This is a genomic window from Bacillus sp. TSO22 (assembly GCF_020223595.1).
GTDB classification, from domain to species: Bacteria; Bacillota; Bacilli; order Bacillales; family Bacillaceae; genus Bacillus; species Bacillus inaquosorum.
In genome coordinates this window covers 327,407-347,283 of record NZ_JAHAWO010000004.1, presented here as the reverse complement: position 1 = coordinate 347,283, position 19,877 = coordinate 327,407, and the positions used below count along the sequence as shown (strand labels likewise).

Genomic DNA, 19,877 nt, shown 5'->3' with positions numbered 1-19,877 from the left:
ACGGTTATTTTAAAGTGACGGTTTGCCCTGTCCGCAGCTGTTCTGCGATTTCGTCAAGTTTTCTCAGCCTGTGGTTGATTCCTGATTTGCTGATTTTCCCGCTTGCTACCATTTCCCCTAGCTCTTTCAGCGTCACTTCCTGATAATTAATCCGCAGCTGCGCGATTTCCCGAAGTTTTTCAGGAAGCGCATCCAGGCCGATTCTTTCATCGATGTATTTAATATTTTCCACTTGTCTGAGCGAAGCGCCGATCGTTTTGTTTAAGTTGGCTGTTTCACAATTAACGAGGCGGTTGACTGAATTTCTCATATCCCTGACGATTCTGACATCCTCAAATCGCAGAAGCGAATTGTGGGCGCCGATCACGTTCAGAAACTCAGTAATCTTTTCCGCCTCTTTTAAATAGGTGATATAGCCTTTTTTCCGTTCGAGCGTTTTGCTGTTTAGCTGAAACTCATTTAACAGGTCGCATAATGAATCGTTATGCTCCTTATAAAGAGAGAAGATTTCTAAATGATACGAGGAGGTTTCCGGGTTATTGACCGAACCTCCTGCCAAAAATGCCCCTCTCATATAAGAACGCTTGCAGCATCTCTTTTTGACCAGCTCTTCCGAAATACTTCGTTCAAACACAAAATTCTCCCCGAGTATTTTTAAATCCTCTAAGATCGCTTTTGCATTTTCTGAAAACCGCACAATATAGACGTTGTTCTTTTTCAGCCGCATTTTCTTTCTCACCAGCAGCTCAACCGACACATCATATTGTTTTTTCAGCAATGTATAAATGCGGCGGGCAATCGCCGCATTTTCGGTTTGAACATCAAGTACGAGATGGCGGTTTGTAAATGATAAAGCTCCATTCATCCGGATAAGTGCAGACAGCTCCGCCTTAATGCAGCAGTCTTTCACTTCCAGATTCGTTAATTCTTTTTTTGTTTCTGATGCAAATGACATATTAGCCACCTCATTTCAAGGCTTCATTCTTTCAATAAATCAACAAGAAGAGAGGCCACTTTATGTGTATCGTGACGAATTACGTCATTTTTATACGTTACGATTTGATCTCTGATGACTTCAAGCCCCATCGCTTTCAGCTCTTCGATATCAAAATCTACAGGACGCGCCGATTCCATTTCGTACTTACGTTTTATTTCGTCAGGAATGTCTTCGCTGTTCACTAATATCGTATCAATAAAACCGCAGCCCATATGCTGATTGAGCGCTTTCACATGATCAGCAGCGGTGTAATGGAGCGTTTCGCCGGGCTGAGTCATCACATTGCAAATGTATACTTTTTTCGCCGTCGCCTTCACCACTTCTTCCCCAATCTTTGGGACGAGCAAATTGGGAAGAATGCTTGTATAGAGGCTTCCCGGGCCGATAATAATCAAATCCGCTTCCCTAATCACGTCTATCGTTTCCGGCAGCGGATCAATATGTTCAGGCGTGAGAAAAACACGCTTAATGCGCTGCCCGTACGCCGGAATCGTGGACTCGCCTGAGACCACGCGGCCGTCTTCCATCTCAGCATGCAGAACGACACTGGCATTGGCAGCTGGCAAAACCTTTCCTCTTACATTCAGCACCTTGCTCATTTCTGTGACAGCGTGAAAAAAATCACCGGTTATATTTGTCATCGCTGCCAAAATCAAATTGCCGAGAGAATGGCCTGTTAAATCATTCCCCTTATTGAAGCGGTGCTGAAAGAGATCTTCAACAAGCGGCTCCACATCGGATAAAGCGGCAAGCACATTTCTGATGTCTCCGGGAGGCGGAATTTGCAATTCATCCCGCAGACGGCCAGAGCTTCCCCCATCATCGGCAACTGTCACAATGGCCGTAATGTCAACAGGTTTATGCTTTAAGCCCCGAAGCAATACAGAAAGACCCGTACCGCCGCCAAAGATTGCGATTTTCGGCTTTTGTCCCATCTTATTTCCGGCTTCTCTTTTCAATGTCCCGGTGAGTAACATGAGTATAGTAATCCTTTTTGAAATAATCAGCTAAATTTTCGGCAAGTGTCACAGAGCGGTGCTGGCCCCCTGTGCAGCCAATTGCAATAACGACCTGGCTTTTTCCTTCTCTTTTGTAAGATGGAAGCATAAAGCTCAGCAGATCGATTAATTTTTCATTGAACTTTTGCGTTTCATTCCACTTCATGACGTAAGAGGATACCTCTTCATCCTTGCCAGTCAGCGGCCGCATGCTTTCGATATAATAAGGATTCGGCAAAAATCTGACATCAAAGACGAGATCTGCGTCAATCGGGATACCGTATTTAAAACCAAATGACATGACATTCACGGTAAATGTCTCCCCTTGGTTTGACGCAAAGTGCTTTACGATTTTTTCGCGTAAATCACGCGGCTTCATGTCCGACGTATCATAAATGATTTGAGAGCGGCCTTTTAATTCCTCAAGCAGCTCACGTTCCAGCGCGATGCCTTCAAGCGGCAGACCAGTCGCTGCCAGCGGGTGCGAACGTCTCGTTTCTTTATATCTCGTGACAAGAATGGAATCCTTCGCGTCCAAGAATAAAATTCGCGGTGTTATCCACGGATTTTCCGCCATTTCATCAAGCGCTTCGATCAGCCGGTCAAAAAATTCACGCCCACGCAAATCCATAACGAGCGCAACCTTGCTCATTTTCGAATTTGATTCCTTCATCAGCTCTAAAAATTTAGGAAGCAATGATGGCGGAAGATTATCGACGCAGAAATAGCCGAGATCTTCAAAGCTTTGAATGGCGACAGTTTTCCCCGCGCCCGACATTCCGGTTATAATGACAAGCTGAATATCATGTGATTCACTAACACTCATCTTTCTCCCCCTGACTTGTCTTTCTATTTGATATGCTGCGGGTCTAATCGATAACTAAGCAGCTCAAAGTCCGGTGTATACGTAAATGTGCCGTGCAGCAGCCCTTGTCCCTTCATCATAAAATCAAGGATATGGCCGTCTCCCGGGGCCATAGGCAGGTTTTGAATATCATTGACATCGTGCCACTGCAGCTTGCCCTCCTCTGATTCAGATACATTTTGTCCTGTATAAGAATCAGCGACAAACGTAAACATCATCCACTCAGAGACAATGTGGTCACCGTCTTTAATAATAAAGGTAAAAACGCCTTTTAACTGAGGATTTATGATATAGATACCAGTCTCTTCTCTGTACTCTCTGATGACGGAGTCTCTGACTGATTCTCCGCTCTCCATCTTGCCTCCCGGCGCGACCCACCAGCCGCGTCTCGGCTTTTGAAGCAAAAGAACCTTGTCATCCGTCTGAAGCACACAATTTGTCACTCTTTGCAAGTACGTCACCTAACCTTCTCGTCCTGTCATCGTCTCTTTATTATACCGCTTCAAGATGCCTCCCACAATGAAGAGACATTGACAATCTTTTCTTCTATTTTACAGCATATTCATCCCTGAGTTCAGATGATTTTGCTGTAACAGGCATCCGTCTTTTATTTTTGGACAAAAAAAGGACACGGATAACTGGAGAATCCGTGCCAAAAAAGTGTATTCATTATAAAAAGGGGGTCAATTACTTTATTAATCATAACCGAAAAGCATTACACAACTGTTACAGCGGAATTAAAACCCAGTAACGTTATGTGAAGCTCGTATGACAGCCCTTTTTATTTTAAGGTTTTCAGCGTTTCTTGGAGCTCTTCGACATAATGCTGTACGCTTTGTGCCGCAATACTTCCGTCTCCTGTAGCCGTTACGATTTGACGAAGTGATTTTTCGCGAATGTCTCCGGCAGCGAAAATACCTTCAACCTTTGTTTCCATTCGGTCGTTTGTTTCGATGTAGCCTTCTTCATTCGTAATGCCCAGATTTTCAAACGGTTTAGACAGAGGAAGCATGCCGATGTAAATGAATACGCCGTCTGTTTTGAATTCACTTTCTTCACCGGTTACCGTATCGACAAGCGTTACGTTACCGACTTTGCCGTTTTCCTCATGAATTTCCTTCACGGTTTTATTCCATAGGAAGTCAACTTTTTCATTATCAAATGCTCTCGCTTGAAGAATGCTTTGCGCACGGAGTTTATCACGTCTGTGAACGATCGTTACTTTTGAAGCGAAACGTGTCAGATACACGCCTTCTTCAACAGCAGAATCTCCGCCGCCGACAACGACAAGCTCTTTGCCTTTAAAGAAAGCGCCGTCACATACCGCACAATAAGACACACCGCGGCCGCCCAATTCTTTTTCGCCAGGCACGCCGATTTTTTTATACTCCGCACCCGCGGCAATGATCACAGCGCGTGCTTTATATTCTTTTGAACCGGCTTTAACCACTTTGTACTCTTTGCCATCAACGACTTCTTTAATATCACCATAAGCGTATTCAGCGCCGAATTTTTTCGCGTGTTCGAACATTTTGTTGGAAAGCTCAGGTCCGAGGATGCTTTCGAATCCAGGATAGTTTTCTACATCTTCCGTATTGGCCATTTGCCCGCCGGGAATTCCTCTTTCAATCATTAATGTCGATAAATTTGCTCTTGATGTGTATACAGCGGCCGTCATCCCAGCAGGACCCGCGCCGATTATAATCACGTCATATATTTTTTCTTCTGACACACTATTCACTCCTTAAACCATCTTTTCAAGTTTGGGCTCTTTCTTATATGATAAGAATCCCCATCAAACGTATTCCTTACCCATATCCTATAAAATCTCATGGTGATACGCTATTTTTTTGCTCATTTTTTTCTCATCACGATTAAATGAGTTCCAAAAGGGTATATATGTTAATAAAGAAAGAGCCTTCTGTTCATAGAAGGCCCTTGTCTTATTTATTATTGAACAACACGTCTTACAACGCCTTTAAATGCTTTTTTCCAGTAAACGTTGCTCATTGAGTCAACAGATACACCATGAGATGTATTGTCGTTTAGGAAAGTACCGTTTCCTAAGTAAATTCCAACGTGACCGTTTGTTTTGTATGTGTCAAAGAAAACTAAGTCTCCGCGTTTCATTTCAGACGCGCTGACAGCTTGTCCTCTTGCAACTAACGTATCAGTTGTTGTTCCGCCTACAGGTCCAAGGTTCACACCTGCAGAAGCGTATGCCCAGCGTACGAATGATGAGCAGTCAAAAATACGGTTGTTGATATCAGACTGAGTGCGTCCGCCGCCAAATTTGTACGGAGATTGTCCTACAATGCTTGAACCAACGCTGATCGCACCTTCAATTCCGCCTGAATTGCTGATAACAGTGCCGCCTGAGTTGCTGTTTGAGCTGTTGCTCTTCTTAGAAGATGAGCCGTTAGACGAACTGTTTGATGAACCGTTAGAAGAGTTGTCTGAAGAATCATCATCAGATGAGCTTGCTTTTGCTGTTTCAGTTGTAGCCGTTTGGCTGTCATCTGTTTGTGTCTCATCAGATGCTTTTTGTGCTTCTTCCTGCTTTTTGATCAAGGCAGCCGCAGCTTCTTGTTCTTTTTTGATACGTGCTTGTTCAGCTTCAGTATCTGCTTTTTGGTTTGCAAGTTCAGATGCTTCTGATTTTAATTCAGAAATCGCATCAGCCGTTTTCTTCTGGCTTGCTTTTGCTTCGTCGAAAAGCTTGTCTTTTTCATCAAGCTGTTTATCAAGGTCTTTTTGCATTGTTTCTAATTTAGCCAATGCAGCTTGAACTTCTTTCAGCTTGTCATTCAAATCCGCTTCAGAATCTTCAAGCTTCGCTTTATCCTGCTCTTGCTGCTTGATTAAATCTTTGTCTGCATCCACAATAGATGAAACCGCAGTCGCGCGAGAGATAAAGTCACCAAAGCTTGTTGATCCTAAAAGAACATCTATGTATCCTTGAGATCCGCCGCTTTCCTGTAAAGAACGAACGCGTTTTTTCAGGATTTCGTTGCGTTTTTCGATGCGGGCTTCTGTCTCTTTAATCTCTTTTTTCAGTTTTTTGATTTCTTCTTTTGTTTTATCGTTTTCTTCTTTTTTATCTTCGATCTTGTTGCTTGTATCAAGCGCCTTAGCGTTAATGTCTTTCAGTTCTTTTTCAATCTTTGATTGATTTTCCTGAAGCTCAGTTAATTCTTTTTCCTTCGCTTCGATGCTGGAAGCAACCTCAGATTGCTTGCTTTCGATTTTTTGTTTCTTTTCATCTAATGTTTCCGCCGATGCAGTTTTACTTGTAAATGGGATCAAAAAACTGCTTGTCCCGATGACGGAAGCCAAACCAAGTGTCAATAAACTCTTTCTCACTTTTATATCCTCCCTTTTACTGTGAACCTGTCCTCATTTGGAATCGTATTTTAAACATCAAGTTTCGTTCCTCATACTCTACGAGGAATGATGGTTGTTTATGGTTAATTATTCTGTGCATCTCTTATTCTGGTTGTATAGCGTTTATTTCACATCATATGTAAAAAACACTAATTCCTTATGTACGAGAATCATTATACCATCAAGTTTCGACAAATTAGCGATAAATTTTATTACATTTGTGTTTCAAACAGATGTCAAGTCGCCCATCGTTTGTCATTTTTCTTAAATGAGTAAAAAAGCTGTCGATATTATTTTATTAATATAATCTACTAAATAAAAAAAGAGTCGATTCTACAAATCGACTCTTCAAAATATTCTATTCTAGAATATCATCAATATATTTCATATATTTCGTCAAAGTTGCCGGAGAGATGCCGAATCGGGCCGCTGTGTCTTTTTTCGTATCATGTTTGCCGTGAGCTTCTTTCCAAATATAACAGATTGCCGCTGCCCAGCCCCTCTCATTTTTCAACGGAGCGGCTGCGCGGATTTGCTGGATGACATGGAACACCCAGCAGCTCATGACTTCTGTTTTCATCTCTTCTTTTTCAGCATGCTCCAATAATTTGACGGTTTGATAGGCGAAAAGCGCATCCTTTGATACGTCAGCAGCCGCGGAATCTCCATTTAAAAGCAGCTTAACAAAATGATTTTCGAAAGGAGCGGTAATTCTCTTCGAGCGTATCACCGCTTCAAGATGCTCCGTTTCTCCCTTTGTGCTGCTGATATAATAGGCTGCGAGACGCTGTTCTACAGATGAAGGAAGTGCTTCCCTCCGCTCAATCCATGGAGCCGGGCGGTCTTCTCCGGGATATTGCGACTCGACTTTTCTCCAGATCGTCTCGGCAAATTCAGTATGTCCCGTAAAATAAGCGGAGCACGAGAGCCAGTAAAAGAATGTATCGTCACCTTCAAAGCCACTTTTATATAATGATTTGAGCCATTTATATCCGATCTCATAACGGCCGACAAGCGCCAAAGTGGCTCCCAGTTTATAGCGCTGTTCCAATAGCATCGGATATACGTTAGAAAGCTGATCACTCAGTTCCGCCACTTTTTCGTCTTCTCTTTCATAATAGTAGAAAACGAGAAGATTACATAAGGCGTGAAGGTTTCCTTCATTATGACTGAGCACTTGGTAAGCGGTTTGCTTCGCTTTTACGATGTTGCCTGAATAGAAATAGGCAAGCGCCAGATTATTGTATGCTGACCAAAGCTCCGGATAATCGGCTGTGATTTCCTCAAGCGCCGCAACCGCTTCGGCAAGCTGACCGCTTTCCAGCAGTGACTTTGCCCGATCCTGTTTCATCAGCAATTCATCCTGATCATACAAAGAATCCTCCGGCCCGCCGTCTCCTAAATCGAGCAATTCAAGCAGACTTTCGTTTTCTTCGGCGAATTCACCGTCCGGATCCGCATCTGAATAAGCGGCCGCTTCTTTATAAGCTTCTTGAAATAGCCCCAGATGGGCAAAGTTATTCGCTTTAAAGTAATGGCACTCCGGCATTTCGGCCTCCAGATTTGCCATGATATAATCAAGAAGATCGTTCGACTCCTGATATTGGCCCATTTCTGAATAAATGACCGCAAGCTGCGAAAGCATCTCTGAATCCTCCGGCTCCAAATGAACCGCGCGCTGAATCAGTTTGCTTGCCCGTTTCAGATTGCGCTCTTTATACGCTTTCAAGCCTTTATGAAAAAAATATTGTCCATCTTGAAGCAGCTGGACAATTTGTGCGTGATTTTTATGTTCAGAAGTGTGTTTTCCCACAACTACCCTCCGTTTTATACAATGTACCGTCAGTAGTATACCATAAATCGCAAGCCCCTCAATAGTTCAAAAGGAAGGATTGGGAAAATCCCTCCGCTTTTTTACTGGCTGATTCGACCAAAATTTACCCGGCTTTGTTCTCTAAATCCGCGTTCATTTTCAGCTGCTGTTCAGCAAAATCTCTATATAGATCATGGGAAGCCATTAATTCATGATGTGTGCCCCGTCCGGTGATTTCTCCTTTTTCAACAAACAAAAGCTGGTCCGCGTCTACAACAGTGGATAAGCGGTGTGCGATGACAATCGTTGTACGGCCCTCCATCAGCACCTCAAGCGCCTGCTGGACTGATTTTTCAGATTGGCTGTCGAGGCTTGAAGTGGCTTCATCAAGCATAAGAATACTCGGATCACGGAGAAGCGCTCTCGCAATCGCGATTCTTTGCCTCTGTCCGCCTGACAGCATAATGCCGCGTTCGCCCACCTCTGTATCAAGCTGATTTGGCAGCTCCTTTATAAAATTGAGCGCATATGCCATCTCCGCGGCTTTTTCGATCTCGGCATCTGTTACATCACGTTCTAACCCGTAGCAAATATTTTCTCTGATCGTTCCCGACATTAACGGGCTTTCCTGTGATACATACCCGATGTGCTCCCGCCACGATTCAAGCGAGTAAGTATCAACCGGCTCGTCCCCCAGCCGAATGGTCCCTGCAGTCGGCGAATAAAAACGTTCAAGCAGCTTAAACAGCGTCGTTTTCCCGCCGCCGCTCGGACCGACAATCGCTGTGACTTTCCCTGCCTCAATGACAGCGCTGATCTCTTTCAAGATCAGCTGATCCGGCTTATAGCCAAAAGATACATGGTCAAGCTGAATAGGCAGATGCGCGTTATCAATTTGTTTTCCTGTAACTGTATCTTCCTCTTCCTCTGCCAAAATCTCAATCATCCGTTCTGTTGCGCCGATTGATTTTTGCAGCTGTGTGAAGAACGTTGTAATTTGCCCCATCGGCATAATAATTTGAAACAAATATAAAATAAAAGCCACGAGCGCTCCGGCGGTGAGCTCACCTGAAGACACCTGCATGCCGCCGTATCCGATGACTGCTACGAGAGCTGCCATTAATACAAGTGAGATGAGCGGGCTGACAAGCGACTGAACCTTGGCTTCACGAACTCCAAGTTTAAATAATGAAGAAATCCCCATCTTCCCGCGCCCATATTCGACATCCTCCGCATTTGAAGCCTTGACGAGCCTAATTTCCGGAAGAATTTGATTCAGCAGGCCTGTAAAACGGGCTGTTTCATCTTGCGTTTCCCGGGAAATCGAAAACATCTTCCGGCCTATCGGCGCTAAGATAAGAGCGGCCAGCGGAACAACAACTAACACAAGCAGTGTCAGCTTCCAGTTCATAATAAACAAGATAGACAGTGATCCAATGACAGAAATGATACCTGTAATAAATCCGCTGATATGGGTTGTAATCAGTTCTTTGACCACCATCGTATCATTCGTTACACGGCTGACTGTTTCTCCGGAAGCGTTTGTATCAAAATAGGAGACAGGGAGCTTAATTAATTTCTTCCATAATAGATCCCGCAGCCCGGAGATGATTTTTTGTCCGTTATAGTTCAGCGCATAGGTGGCATAAGCGCTTAAACCGGCCTGAACGAGAAAAACAAGCGCGATCAGCCCGATTTGTGTTCCTGACAGAGCTGACATTGAAAAGCCATCGACAAGCTGCTTCGTTAATAATGGAATCAGCAGGCTGACCAGTGTGGTCACAATACTGAGAATTAACGCAAAGGCAAGCTTTCCATAAGAAGGATTGGTCTGCTTTACTAATGCAAAAAAGGGTTTTAATTTACTTTTAGATTTTTGTTGCTGGTTTGGCATATTATTATTCCTCCTGTTTCAGCGTTCAGAAAGGTGAATTAGCATTTCAAAAGGATGATTTTTACTCTTTCTCAATCATATCAATGGAGAGAGACTTTTTCAGTATATTTTTGCCGTGATGAAAATAAAAATCTCCCACTCATGGTTGAATAGGAGATTTTTATATTATCCATCTTGAACAGGCTTCTTTTTTCTATAAGTCAATGTCACATCCTGCTGTCGCATGTCTTCAATCATCATTTTATACCGGTCAACTTTTGCAGTATGTTCTTCTTTTATCATTTGAAGTGCAGCTTATCTACTTTCGCTTTTTGATTCTAGCTCTTCTTTTATTTTTTTTACGATCAACCCTTTTTGACCTTTGATTTCCTCTTTTAAAGAAGACTCAAATTTCTTTGTCAGGCTGAGAATGTCATTGATCGGTTTATTGAGGCTGCCTGCTTTCCCCTTCATTTCGTCATAGGTTAGAAACTTATAGGTGGTTGATACAATATCTGTTTCACTTTCTGAAAATAAGGAAGTCACTCTTCATTTTCCTCCTAAGGCTGAAAATCAAATAACTGAGAAATCATTTCTTCTTTTTCAAACAGCTTTTCAATACTTTCGCGGATGTTTTTGATAAAATCTCTTTTTTCTGTTGTCTGTTTTTTTAATTCAGCAACAATTCCATCATTAGCAGGGAGCGCACCTGTGTGGAACGATTCATGAACTGAGATTTTCTCTAATTTATCGAATGTGTGGCTGAAACCAGCTGCAAGCCGGAATTGAAGATCGAAGGCATAATGCGAAGGATTTTCTTCCATATGATGAATAGCTGTGGTGATCGCCTGTTTTTTGTCTAAATATCGGAGCCTTTATAGCTGAAGCCTTTTTCCTTTGATAATGCGTTCAGCATTTGAACAATGCTGTGGCCGTCAACGATGAGTTTTAATGCGTCTTTTGTTTCTTTGTCGAGTGTTTCTATCGAGGACAAAATTGATTTTACGTACTCCACTATTTCACCAACGTTTTTTAAAGCTTGGGAGCTGCCATATAAGACAGCTCCCATCCTCTTACTTTTCAGAATGGCGTTTTTTCAATACGTCTAGCACATCATCCAGCGGCAGAGCTTGCTCTCTGAGCAGGACAAGCAGGTGATACAGCAGGTCTGCCGCTTCCCATTTGAGTTCCTCGTGGTCTCGGTTCTTCGCGGCGATGATGACTTCGGATGCTTCTTCACCGACTTTTTTCAAAATCTTATCAACACCTTCTCGGAAAAGGTAAGTGGTGTAAGCTCCTTCAGGCATTTCCGCTTGGCGTTCCGCGATCACGCGCTCCAGTTCGTTAATGATGCCGAATCGGCCCGCAGCCTGTTCTTCTGATTGTTCCTTTGTAAAACAGCTGTAGCTGCCAGTGTGGCATGCTGGGCCGGACGGTTCTACGAGTACGATCAGCGCGTCCTGGTCGCAGTCATACCGGATACCTTTGACGGCTTGCGTGTTCCCTGAGGTTTCCCCTTTATGCCATAACGCTTGGCGCGAGCGGCTGTAAAACCATGTTTCTTTTGTTTCCAGCGTTTTTTCGTACGATTCCTTGTTCATATAGGCAAGTGTCAGCACTTCTTTACTTGCCGCATCCTGTACGATGGCAGGAATTAATCCGTCCTCGTTAAAACGCAGTTCATCTGCCTGTTTCATCTCACATTCACCCCGTGCTCTTTCAAGTATGATTTCACTTCTTTAATCGATGTTTCTTTATAATGAAAAATAGAGGCGGCAAGCGCGGCGTCGGCTTCTCCTTTTGTAAAAGCCTCAAGCATATGCTGCGCGCTTCCCGCTCCTCCCGAGGCGATAACAGGTACGGTGACAGCTTCAGAAACAAGTTTTGTCAGCCTGTGGTCAAAGCCTTTTTTCTCACCGTCGGAGTCCATACTTGTCAGTAATATTTCTCCAGCTCCGCGTTTGACGCCTTCTTTTGCCCATCTTGTGACTTCCCAATCTGTTTTCTTTCTGCCGCCGTGCGTGTAGACCTTATATGTGTCAGATTCTTGGTCATACTTGGCATCGATGGCAAGGACGATGCATTGAGAACCGAAAAACTCGGCTCCTTCTGTAATCAGCTCAGGGCGGAGAACAGCTGCCGTGTTAACCGACACTTTGTCCGCTCCGGCACGCAGAATCGTTTTCATATCGCTGAGCTGATTGATGCCGCCGCCGACTGTAAACGGAATCGCGAGCTTCGCGGCAACCTGCTCCACAACGTCAACCATCGTTTTGCGTCCTTCATGCGAGGCAGAAATATCAAGAAAAACGAGTTCATCCGCGCCTTCCTGGTCGTACACTTCCGCCAGTTCAACTGGGTCACCGGCATCCTTCAATTCAAGAAATTGAATTCCTTTGACAACGCGTCCTTCTTTAACATCAAGACATGGAATAATCCGTTTTGTAATCATTTCCGCTTCACCCTTTCAAGCGCCTCGCTCAGCGTAAACTGATTGGTATACAGCGCTTTTCCGATGATCGCTCCAGAAACGCCGTCCGCCTGATAGCGAGCGAGGGCTTCGAGGTCCGCGACGGAGCTGACTCCGCCGGAAGCGATCACAGATTTCCCCGTTTCCTTCGCAAGCTCGACAGTGCTTTCAATATTGGGGCCTGACAGCATTCCGTCTGTCGCGATGTCAGTAAAAATAAAGACTTCCGCACCTTCATTGGCAAGCTCTTTGCCGAGTTCGGTTGCCTTAAGGGTTGATGTTTCCAGCCATCCCTCTGTTGAAACAAAGCCGTCTCTCGCGTCCAGTCCGATTGCAATTTTCTCGCCATATTGTTTCAGCATTTTTTTTACAAACGGTGGGTTAGAGACAGCTGAGCTCCCCAGGATCACCCGATCGACTCCTGCTGATAAGTATTCATAGACGTCACTTTCGGAACGGATCCCGCCGCCAATTTCGACTTTCAGGTCCAGCTTTTGGGCAATCTCGATCACATGGCGGTCATTTACCCTTTTCCCTTCTTTTGCGCCGTCGAGATCAACGAGATGGATCCATTCGGCACCCTCACTCGCAAATAACGCGGCCATGTCGTAAGGTGAATCGCCGTATATCGTTTCCTTATTATAATCTCCTTGAACAAGGCGGACACATTTGCCGTTTCTCATATCAATTGCCGGATATAATGTAAAAGCACTCATTTTTTCACCTTCTGTTCTGCTGCCATTTTCGTGAATTGGGTTAAGATAGACATTCCGACCGTGCTGCTTTTTTCCGGGTGGAATTGGGCGCCGAAGACGTTCCTTTTTCCAACTACAGCAGGCACTCGCACACCATAATCAGCGCTTGCCAGAAGCGCGTCCTCCTGCATCCCGTCAATGTAATAAGAATGCACGAAATAAGCGTAGCCTTCTTCTGCTTCAGCCAGCAGCGGAGATTCGTTATGAAAGGAAAGGCGGTTCCAGCCCATATGCGGAACCTTCAGCTTGTTTCCTTTCTCATCTTTTGCTTTCAGCCTGACTGCTTTTCCTTTTAACAGCCCGAGGCCTGACGCGGTGCCGTTTTCTTCGCTTTCATCAAATAAAAGCTGCATGCCGAGGCAAATCCCGAGAAGCAGTCTTCCCTCTGAGACCATATCGTGAATCAATTGATCGAGCTTCGCGTTGCGCAAATTGTCCATCGCGTCTCCAAATGAACCGACCCCCGGCAAAATGAAGGCATCGGCTTCTCTCAGCTCCTCCGGCTTTTCAGAAACAAGGTACGGCACGCCGACACGCTCAAGCGCCTTTGAGACACTGTATAAATTGCCCATTCCGTAATCTATCACGCCGATCATTTACAGCATCCCTTTCGTTGATGGTATTCCTTTAACACGCGGATCAATCGCTGTTGCTTCATCAAGCGCACGTCCGAGCGCTTTAAAAACAGCTTCAATCATGTGGTGAGTGTTTGTGCCGTAATGAACGATAACGTGCAGGTTCATCCGAGCTTCAAGCGCCAGCTTCCACAAAAATTCATGTACAAGCTCCGTATCAAATGTTCCGACTTTAGCCGCCGGGAAGTCCGCGCGCATTTCCAAGTGCGGCCGGTTGCTTAAATCAATCACGACTTGAGCAAGCGCCTCATCCATCGGTACAAACGCTGAACCGTAGCGTTTAATTCCTTTTTTATCGCCTAAGGCTTCAAGCAGCGCCTGCCCTAAGCAAATGCCGATATCTTCAGTCGTGTGGTGATCATCTATATCAACATCGCCTTTCGCGTTAATGGAAAGATCAAATTGTCCGTGTTTCGTGAATAAATCCAGCATGTGTGTCATAAACGGCACGTCTGTTTTGATATCCGCTTGTCCCTCGCCGTCTATTGCGAATGCCAGCTCAATATCTGTTTCGTTTGTTTTTCTGGCGCGTTCCGCTTTTCTCATTTTGAATTCCTCCGTTCTCTCGATTCAATTGATCTGGCATGCGCTTCTAATCCTTCAAGTCTGGCAAAAGCCGCGATGCTTTCTGCATGTTCTTCAAAGGCCGATTGACTGTAAGAAATAATGCTCGATCTCTTTTGAAAATCGGTTACGTTTAATGGACTTGAAAATCTGGCTGTTCCGTTTGTCGGAAGCACATGGTTCGGTCCGGCAAAGTAATCTCCGACAGGCTCAGGGCTGTATCTGCCTAAGAAAATCGCACCCGCATGTTTGATTCTGCCAAGCAAAGCTTCGGGAGACTGTGTGATGATTTCTAAATGCTCCGGTGCGAGTGTATTGACAGTATCAATGGCTTCATCCATTGTTTCCGCCACATATATACACCCGTAATCGTTCACTGCAGCTTCCGCTATTTCTCTTCGCGGCAAGGTTTTCAGCTGCTCGTTCACTTCGGCTGAAACCGCCTCGGCCAGCGTCATGGAATCTGTGACAAATACACTTGAGCTGAGCTTATCGTGTTCCGCCTGTGACAGCAGGTCGGCCGCAATTTCCCTCGGTATCGCTGTTTCATCAGCCAGGACGACGATTTCACTCGGTCCGGCAATCATATCGATATCGACATCACCGAACACCTCTCGTTTGGCAAGCGCGACATAAATATTTCCCGGGCCTGTGATTTTATCCACCGGCTCAATGGTTTCTGTTCCGTAAGCCAGCGCCGCAATCGCCTGAGCGCCGCCCATTTTGTAAATGTCTTTTATGCCTAGCTCAGCAGCAGCGACTAAGACCCCTGGGGACAGCTGTCCGTCTTTTCCCGGAGGCGTCACAAGAACGATTCTTTCCACACCCGCTGTCAGCGCCGGGATGACATTCATTAAAACAGATGAAGGATATGCCGCCGTTCCCCCCGGCACATATACACCGGCGGAATCAAGCGCCGTCACTTTCTGCCCCAGCATGGTACCGTCTTTTCTGTGATAAAACCAGGAGGATTGCAGCTGTCTCTCGTGATATTCCCTAATATTTTCGATTGCCTGCCTCATCACCTGAAGCAGCTGTGAATCCAGCGAGGTGTATGCTTTTTCAATTTCTTCTTTTGTGACCAGCGGGCTGTCTATTTCGATGCCGTCAAATCTCGCCGTGTAGCTGCGGACCGCCTGATCACCGTTTGCTTTTACATCTTCAATAATTGATCGGACCGTTTTTCTTTGCTCATCCGTCCCGGCATCTATGGACCGCTTGAGAGAAAACCGTTCTGCGCCGCTGATGGTTTTGATCTTCATTTTGCCGTTTCTCCTTCCACAACGAGAGATAAGCGGGATGCCATTTCGTCAATCACATCGTCTTTCATGCGATAGCTTACCGGGTTTACGATAAAGCGGGAAGTAATGTCACAAATGTGCTCCGTTTCAACAAGCCCGTTTTCTTTCAGCGTCTGTCCTGTGGAAACGATATCTACAATCCGGTCTGCAAGGCCGATGAGCGGGGCCAACTCAATTGAACCGTTGAGCCTAATGATTTCGACTTGTTCACCCTGCTCTCTAAAATAACTGGAAGCTACATTCGGATACTTTGTCGCGATTCTCGGTGCTACGCCGCTCCAGTCTGTATTCGGAAGTCCGGCGACTGCCAGGTGGCATTTGCTGATCTTCAAATCCAGCACCTCATACACATCGCGCTCCTCCTCCAGCATGACATCCTTGCCTGCAATCCCGACATCTGCAACACCATGCTCCACATATGTGGTCACGTCCATCGGCTTAGCTAATATGAAACGGAGATTTTCCTCCGGCACATCAATGATCAGTTTTCTTGAATCTTCAAACTCCTCAGGGAGCTTGTAGCCAGCCTGACGCAGCAGCCCTGCCGCTTCTTCAAATATCCGGCCCTTCGGCATCGCCATTGTGAGTAACTTACCCATTTTGCTCTTCCTTTCTGGCTCCGATAAAATAGGTGACATTTGCAAAAGATTTTGTCATCTGATCGATATTTTCAATTCCCGATAAATCTTGAAGAACTACTTTGTTCCCCTTCATACGTTCTTCATTCGCATAAGCGATGGCTTGCACCCGCTGCTCTTTGCTGAAAATAACAGCGTCTATTTCACAAGGTTCGTCTTTCATATGAAGCGCTTCAATCAGCCGGTCGATCCGAAGCCCGAAGCCTGTTGCCGGCGCGGGCGAATCAAAATGGCCCAGAAGCTTGTTATAACGGCCGCCGCTTCCAATGACAAAACCGACATTTTCGGCGTACACTTCAAATAAAATCCCTGTGTAATAGCTCATGTGGCTGACCATATTCAGATCAAGGCGGACATTTTCCGTACATCCGTAATCCTTAAGAATGTCCCACAGCGCCTTCAGCTCATCAACCACGCTTTTTCCTTGCTCAGAATCGACGATTTCCTCAGCACGTCTGCATACTTCTATGCCGCCCCGCAATTCAAGAAGCTCAAGCAGCCTGCTTTTATCAATGGAGGAAAGCGGGAGAGACTTGACATGTTCTCTGTAGCCGACATAGTTCTTCTCGTATAAAAACCTCCGCAGCACATCAGCACGCTCAACGTTTCCGAGCACCTCAACAAACAGGGCATCCGCAATGCCGGCATGGCCGATGGCAATTTTAAAGGAAGACAGCCCGGCGCTTTTTAACGCACCGATTACTAAAGCAATGACCTCCGCATCCGCGCTTGTCGTACCGTCACCGATTAATTCCACTCCGACCTGCTCGAATTCGGCAGGGCGTCCGCCTTCGCGTTCCTGAGCCCTGAACACATTTGCCGCATAGCCGACTCTGAGCGGATGATCGTGTTTCAGAAGCTTTGATGCCGCCACCCTTGCAATCGGTCCTGTCATATCCGGGCGAAGCACCAATGTCTTGCCGTCCTGATCAAGAAGCTTGAACAGCTGCTGCTCCTCAATCGCTGACTGCACGCCAACGGTATCGTAAAACTCCAGCGTCGGCGTTTCCATAAATTGATATCCCCATTTATCTATCAAATCGGTTAACGATTGTCTCACCTTTTTTTTCGTTTCGTATAAACCGGGCAGTGTATCTCTCATGCCGTGCGGTTTTTCAAACATAAACATCAACCCGAGCACCTCCGTTGCCATTGTTTGAGGGAAAATTCCAAATCCTTTAGTTCGCTAATATGATAATATGTTAGCAGATGAAAGAATGAAAATCAATGCTTAACTTCAGTTAAGATATTTTTCATTCAGATGCCCTCCTCCTAATTATGAAAAAATCATGAATAAATAATTAAAGGTACGTAATATCTCAAATTCTTTATGTTTGGCATGCTATAATACAAATCAAATAGAGAACAAGGAGATAAAGATGAAAACACTGCGAACTCTATGTATACTGATCATACTTTCAGGCGTCATTTTTTTCGGACTTAAAATAAATGCAAAAGATATAGATATTCCTTTTTTCAATAGCGATAAAAAAGAGGCTGAAAAAGAATCGGCTGCCAACAGCAAAAAGGAGCTGAAGGGAAGCGCCGAACCGCTGGATGTCATCCTTTATAACCAGATGGACGCGCCTCGGCTCTATAACGGCTGTGAAGTAACAAGCCTTGCGATGGTGCTGAATTACGCGGGATACGACGTAACAAAAAACACACTGGCAGACCAGATTGCCACAGTGCCTTTGACATACAGCAGCGGATTAAAAGGTGATCCGAATGACGGATTTGTCGGGGATATGGCGAATGGCCCGGGTCTCGGTGTCTACCATGGACCGATCTATAAGCTGGCGAAAACCTATGCCGGCAACAAAGTGTCTGACCTGACTGGAAATAGCATTTCCGCTGTTTATGAACAGCTTGAGAAAGGCAATCCTGTTTGGGTCATTACGACCGCCAACTTTACGCCGGTTGACAACATGCAGACATGGAAAACGCCAAACGGAACAATAGATATCACGTACAGCGAACACAGTGTCGCCGTTACAGGATATGATGAAAAATACGTGTATCTCAATGATCCGTATGGCTACAAAAACAGAAAAACCGACAGAACCAGCTTTGAAAAAGCGTGGGAACAAATGGGCAGCCAAGCCATCGTTATTCAAAGGTAAACTGCTGAAAACTGTTCGCTTTCACAGTGCCTATGCTCTACCCTGAGCAAATACGACAATATTCATGCTTTTTGTTTCAATCGGTAATATCGATTCATTTTCCATTTATCATCCAAAATTGTCTTTACTTTCAGGCTGTCTGTTTTTATGATTAAAGCAGATTCAGCCTTGCCCCGATCGATGTGAGAGAAGCCGGTGCAAGACGCTGAGGCTTCTCTTACAAAAATTAAAGATATCCGGGGAGGATTTTATCATTGAAAAAAATCGTGTCTATCCTATTTATATTCAGTTTGGTTATGGGTGTCAGCCAGTTTCAATCATCAACTGCTTTTGCAGCTGACAAAGTGGTTCACGAAACAATTATCGTACCAAAAAATACAACATATGACGGGAAGGGACAGCGGTTTGTAGCAGGGAAAGAATTAGGTGACGGAAGCCAGTCCGAAAATCAGGAACCTGTTTTTCGTGTAGAGGATGGAGCAACTCTGAAAAATGTGGTGCTCGGCACACCTGCTGCTGATGGCGTGCACACTTATGGAAACGTTAACATTCAGAATGTGAAGTGGGAAGATGTTGGTGAGGATGCGTTAACGGTGAAGAAGGAAGGAAAAGTGACCATCGATGGCGGCTCTGCCCAAAAAGCGTCAGATAAGATTTTCCAAATCAATAAAGCGAGCACCTTCACAGTGAAAAACTTCACGGCGGACAATGGCGGAAAGTTCATTAGACAGCTTGGCGGTTCAACCTTCCACGTTGATGTGATCATCGACAAGTGCACCATCACGAACATGAAAGAAGCGATATTCCGGACAGACAGCAAAACAAGCACGGTCAGAATGACAAATACACGCTACTCCAATGTCGGCCAAAAATGGATTGGCGTTCAGCATATTTACGAAAACAATAATACTCAATTTTAAAATAAAAAATCCCGCTGATGTTTATTCAGCGGGACTTTTCAATCTTGCTTGCATTTCTTCCTTCGTATAGATGATCCTCATCGGATTTCCGCCGACAAATGCCCCGGCAGGCACGTCTTTATGGACAAGCGTTCCGGCGGACACAATTGCGCCATCCCCTATTTCCACACCTGGCAGAATGGTCGTGTTCGCACCGATCATCACTTCGTCTCCAATCAGGACTTTGCCGATCCGGTATTCATGAATCAAATACTCATGGGCCAAAATGGTCGTATTGTACCCGATAATTGTATTTGTTCCGACTGAGATCTTTTCCGGAAACATAATATCCGGCATCACCATGAGGGCAAAGGATGTCTGATTTCCAACCTTCATCCGCAGAAATGTACGGTACAGCCAGTTTTTCATCCCTATAAACGGTGTATATCTCGCAATTTGAATGACAATAAAATTTTTGACAACCTTTACAAAAGGCACCGTTTGATAGACATGCCATAGTGAGTTAGCCCCCGAGACCGGATGGCGATCTGTTTTTCTCACA

General features: G+C 45.0%; 19 protein-coding genes and 2 pseudogenes. 2 read left to right on the top strand and 19 right to left on the bottom strand.

Annotated elements, in window-relative coordinates:
* Positions 1-4: 4 nt before the first annotated feature.
* The 18 genes and pseudogenes from whiA to KHQ79_RS06610 all read right to left on the bottom strand — a co-directional run bounded on the left by whiA (position 5) and on the right by KHQ79_RS06610 (position 17,422).
* Entirely contained in the window at positions 5-955 is a 951-nt protein-coding gene (gene whiA / locus KHQ79_RS06695) for a DNA-binding protein WhiA (RefSeq protein WP_225514514.1), read from the bottom strand.
* A 23-nt stretch (positions 956-978) separates the two neighbouring features.
* Positions 979-1,932 (bottom strand): gluconeogenesis morphogenetic factor, encoded by a 954-nt coding sequence (mgfK, locus tag KHQ79_RS06690; RefSeq protein ID WP_032731799.1) that lies wholly within the window; start codon positions 1,930-1,932, stop codon positions 979-981.
* Between the two features lies 1 nt (position 1,933).
* Positions 1,934-2,821, bottom strand: coding sequence for an RNase adapter RapZ (gene rapZ / locus KHQ79_RS06685; protein WP_003235371.1), 888 nt, complete (start codon positions 2,819-2,821; stop codon positions 1,934-1,936).
* A 23-nt stretch (positions 2,822-2,844) separates the two neighbouring features.
* Entirely contained in the window at positions 2,845-3,321 is a 477-nt protein-coding gene (locus KHQ79_RS06680) for an 8-oxo-dGTP diphosphatase (RefSeq protein ID WP_014481002.1), read from the bottom strand.
* 320 nt (positions 3,322-3,641) lie between these two features.
* A complete protein-coding gene (gene trxB / locus KHQ79_RS06675; protein ID WP_003228139.1) occupies positions 3,642-4,592 on the bottom strand; it encodes a thioredoxin-disulfide reductase in 951 nt (316 codons plus the stop codon).
* Positions 4,593-4,810: 218 nt separating this feature from the next.
* Positions 4,811-6,223 carry a peptidoglycan DL-endopeptidase CwlO gene (gene cwlO / locus KHQ79_RS06670; protein WP_225514513.1) on the bottom strand — a complete coding sequence of 471 codons (1,413 nt, stop codon included), beginning with the start codon at positions 6,221-6,223 and terminating at the stop codon, positions 4,811-4,813.
* Positions 6,224-6,602: 379 nt separating this feature from the next.
* Complete coding sequence (locus KHQ79_RS06665) at positions 6,603-8,057, bottom strand: tetratricopeptide repeat protein (RefSeq protein ID WP_225514511.1); 1,455 nt, start codon at positions 8,055-8,057, stop codon at positions 6,603-6,605.
* A gap of 124 nt (positions 8,058-8,181) precedes the next feature.
* Positions 8,182-9,951 carry a multidrug resistance ABC transporter ATP-binding protein/permease BmrA gene (gene bmrA, locus KHQ79_RS06660; RefSeq protein WP_225514509.1) on the bottom strand — a complete coding sequence of 590 codons (1,770 nt, stop codon included), beginning with the start codon at positions 9,949-9,951 and terminating at the stop codon, positions 8,182-8,184.
* Positions 9,952-10,116: 165 nt separating this feature from the next.
* Positions 10,117-10,476: pseudogene (locus tag KHQ79_RS06655) on the bottom strand (hypothetical protein).
* A 14-nt stretch (positions 10,477-10,490) separates the two neighbouring features.
* Positions 10,491-10,972, bottom strand: a pseudogene (locus tag KHQ79_RS06650) (DUF6792 domain-containing protein); the annotation flags it as partial.
* Between the two features lie 31 nt (positions 10,973-11,003).
* Positions 11,004-11,627, bottom strand: a complete 624-nt coding sequence (hisIE, locus tag KHQ79_RS06645; protein WP_003235384.1) for a bifunctional phosphoribosyl-AMP cyclohydrolase/phosphoribosyl-ATP diphosphatase HisIE — start codon at positions 11,625-11,627, stop codon at positions 11,004-11,006.
* Complete coding sequence (gene hisF, locus KHQ79_RS06640; protein ID WP_225514507.1) at positions 11,624-12,382, bottom strand: imidazole glycerol phosphate synthase subunit HisF; 759 nt, start codon at positions 12,380-12,382, stop codon at positions 11,624-11,626. Before hisF ends, hisIE begins: the two co-directional genes overlap by 4 nt.
* A complete protein-coding gene (gene hisA, locus KHQ79_RS06635) occupies positions 12,379-13,116 on the bottom strand; it encodes a 1-(5-phosphoribosyl)-5-[(5-phosphoribosylamino)methylideneamino]imidazole-4-carboxamide isomerase (protein WP_225514505.1) in 738 nt (245 codons plus the stop codon). The genes hisF and hisA overlap by 4 nt, the downstream gene beginning before the upstream one ends.
* A complete protein-coding gene (hisH, locus tag KHQ79_RS06630) occupies positions 13,113-13,751 on the bottom strand; it encodes an imidazole glycerol phosphate synthase subunit HisH (RefSeq protein WP_003235390.1) in 639 nt (212 codons plus the stop codon). The genes hisA and hisH overlap by 4 nt, the downstream gene beginning before the upstream one ends.
* Entirely contained in the window at positions 13,752-14,336 is a 585-nt protein-coding gene (gene hisB / locus KHQ79_RS06625) for an imidazoleglycerol-phosphate dehydratase HisB (protein ID WP_003235392.1), read from the bottom strand.
* Positions 14,333-15,616 (bottom strand): histidinol dehydrogenase, encoded by a 1,284-nt coding sequence (gene hisD, locus KHQ79_RS06620; protein WP_003235394.1) that lies wholly within the window; start codon positions 15,614-15,616, stop codon positions 14,333-14,335. The genes hisB and hisD overlap by 4 nt, the downstream gene beginning before the upstream one ends.
* A complete protein-coding gene (hisG, locus tag KHQ79_RS06615) occupies positions 15,613-16,254 on the bottom strand; it encodes an ATP phosphoribosyltransferase (protein WP_225514503.1) in 642 nt (213 codons plus the stop codon). Before hisG ends, hisD begins: the two co-directional genes overlap by 4 nt.
* On the bottom strand, positions 16,247-17,422 hold the full coding sequence (locus KHQ79_RS06610; RefSeq protein WP_225514501.1) for an ATP phosphoribosyltransferase regulatory subunit: 1,176 nt from the start codon (positions 17,420-17,422) through the stop codon (positions 16,247-16,249). Before KHQ79_RS06610 ends, hisG begins: the two co-directional genes overlap by 8 nt.
* Before the next feature lie 250 nt (positions 17,423-17,672).
* On the opposite strand from KHQ79_RS06610, the gene KHQ79_RS06605 reads away from it, so the two are divergent.
* A complete protein-coding gene (locus KHQ79_RS06605) occupies positions 17,673-18,416 on the top strand; it encodes a C39 family peptidase (RefSeq protein WP_225514500.1) in 744 nt (247 codons plus the stop codon).
* A gap of 254 nt (positions 18,417-18,670) precedes the next feature.
* Positions 18,671-19,336, top strand: coding sequence for a pectate/pectin lyase PelC (gene pelC, locus KHQ79_RS06600; RefSeq protein WP_225514498.1), 666 nt, complete (start codon positions 18,671-18,673; stop codon positions 19,334-19,336).
* A 21-nt stretch (positions 19,337-19,357) separates the two neighbouring features.
* Here the strand turns inward: pelC and hprF are convergent, their stop codons facing one another.
* Entirely contained in the window at positions 19,358-19,876 is a 519-nt protein-coding gene (gene hprF / locus KHQ79_RS06595) for a heptaprenylglyceryl phosphate O-acetyltransferase (protein ID WP_225514496.1), read from the bottom strand.
* Between the last annotated feature and the right edge of the window lies 1 nt (position 19,877).

Bases quoted from the DNA above. Each gene is read 5' to 3' on its own strand.
- whiA (WP_225514514.1), bottom strand. From the start codon at position 955: ATGTCATTTGCATCAGAAACAAAAAAAGAATTAACGAATCTGGAAGTG.
- mgfK (WP_032731799.1), bottom strand. From the start codon at position 1,932: ATGGGACAAAAGCCGAAAATCGCAATCTTTGGCGGCGGTACGGGTCTT.
- rapZ (WP_003235371.1), bottom strand. From the start codon at position 2,821: ATGAGTGTTAGTGAATCACATGATATTCAGCTTGTCATTATAACCGGA.
- bmrA (WP_225514509.1), bottom strand. From the start codon at position 9,951: ATGCCAAACCAGCAACAAAAATCTAAAAGTAAATTAAAACCCTTTTTT.
- hisIE (WP_003235384.1), bottom strand. From the start codon at position 11,627: ATGAAACAGGCAGATGAACTGCGTTTTAACGAGGACGGATTAATTCCT.
- hisF (WP_225514507.1), bottom strand. From the start codon at position 12,382: ATGATTACAAAACGGATTATTCCATGTCTTGATGTTAAAGAAGGACGC.
- hisA (WP_225514505.1), bottom strand. From the start codon at position 13,116: ATGAGTGCTTTTACATTATATCCGGCAATTGATATGAGAAACGGCAAA.
- hisH (WP_003235390.1), bottom strand. From the start codon at position 13,751: ATGATCGGCGTGATAGATTACGGAATGGGCAATTTATACAGTGTCTCA.
- hisB (WP_003235392.1), bottom strand. From the start codon at position 14,336: ATGAGAAAAGCGGAACGCGCCAGAAAAACAAACGAAACAGATATTGAG.
- hisD (WP_003235394.1), bottom strand. From the start codon at position 15,616: ATGAAGATCAAAACCATCAGCGGCGCAGAACGGTTTTCTCTCAAGCGG.
- hisG (WP_225514503.1), bottom strand. From the start codon at position 16,254: ATGGGTAAGTTACTCACAATGGCGATGCCGAAGGGCCGGATATTTGAA.
- KHQ79_RS06610 (WP_225514501.1), bottom strand. From the start codon at position 17,422: ATGTTTATGTTTGAAAAACCGCACGGCATGAGAGATACACTGCCCGGT.
- KHQ79_RS06605 (WP_225514500.1), top strand. From the start codon at position 17,673: ATGAAAACACTGCGAACTCTATGTATACTGATCATACTTTCAGGCGTC.